We start from the raw sequence: 1,331 nt of genomic DNA on the forward strand, positions 1-1,331 counted from the left end.
GGCTATTCGCTGTTTGTGGTGGGTCGCGGGGGTTAGGCGGTGACTGCTTTGAGGTCGAGTTTGCCGCAGGTAAGGTAGATCATGGTGGCGAAGTAGTCCATGTTCCTGAATCCGCGTGCTCGTCGTTTGACGTTCTGGATGACGCTGTTGACGCCCTCGAGGACCGCGTTGGTGTACGGGTGGGTGAAGTAGGCCAGGATCTCGTTCCAGTGCCTGCGGATCATGCGGGCGAGGTCCTTCATGGGTTCCAGCCGTGAGTGCATCATCCACGAGCACAGGCGATGCAGGCGCGACCACGCCTCGGCCGGCGTGCGGCTGGTCTCGTAGATGTCCTGCAGGGTCTCGCGCATCTGGCACGCCCGGCCGGTCTTCAGCCGCTGTTTCATGAGAGCGTGTTTGGTCTCCAACTGCAGTTCGCTCAGCCCGGACTCGTTGCGCAGCCACAGGTACTTCGTCCTCTTCAGCAGCCCGTTGGAGCGTCCTTCGGCCTTCCGGACCTTGTCGACGGCCTCGTTGGCGTGCTTGACAACGTGGAACTTGTCGACGATCCGCTCCGCGTTGGGCAGGTATTCGCGGATGCCCTTCCGGAACCCCAGGCTCATGTCGCAGGTGACGAGCCGCACGTATCCGGGCACTCCGTTGTGCGCCGTGAAGTCGTCGACGAACCGCTTCACCGTGGACGAGTCCTTGCCGGCCGTCACGTTGATCACGTCGTGCTCGACGAGGTCGGCGACCACCGTGATGTAGTTGTGCCCCTTGCGGCTGGTCTCGTCGATACCGATGGCCTCCACGCCCGTGTAGTCCTCGAGTCTGCGGGCCTCGTCCACGTAGTGGGCGATGAACCGCCACAGGCGGGTGTCGGTCTCGTCGACCTGCTCGGCGAGCGTGCTGACCGGCAGGTGGCGGGCCATCTCGACCGCCCACGCCTCGAACAGGAGCGTGAACCCGCTGCCCGGCCTCGCCCACGGGACAGGCACGGTCCTCACGCCATGCTCCGGGCATGCCACGCGTGGCACGCCGGCATGGATGAACGCCTTGTACTGGAAGAAGTTCAGATGCCTCCACACGCGCCCGCGCGTGTCATGCACCGGGCACTCGTCCTGCCGGCACCCCGGCTCGGGGCAGCGAAAGCGGGAGCCCGCCTCGAAACCGATCGTGATGTGCAGCTCCTGCCTGCCGTCGTCGCCGTCCCGGAAATCCACGGACTCGACCTTCCAAGGCATCGGAAGCTGGAGCGCGGCTGTGAACAAATGCGAGGTATCCATGCCTCCAACCTACCCGACAGACATCACACCGCACACCAGCCAACCCACTACAAACAGCGAAAGGCC

Annotated in this window: 1 protein-coding gene; it reads right to left on the minus strand. The window is 64.3% G+C overall.

Annotated elements, in window-relative coordinates; all coding sequences use genetic code 11:
- Positions 1-32 precede the first annotated feature (32 nt).
- Positions 33-1,265 carry an ISL3 family transposase gene (locus tag BW14_RS11815; RefSeq protein WP_081886587.1) on the minus strand — a complete coding sequence of 411 codons (1,233 nt, stop codon included), beginning with the start codon at positions 1,263-1,265 and terminating at the stop codon, positions 33-35.
- Positions 1,266-1,331: the final 66 nt, after the last annotated feature.

The sequence above is a fragment of the Bifidobacterium sp. UTBIF-68 genome, assembly GCF_006408855.1.
In the GTDB taxonomy this organism is placed as follows: Bacteria; Actinomycetota; Actinomycetes; order Actinomycetales; family Bifidobacteriaceae; genus Bifidobacterium; species Bifidobacterium reuteri.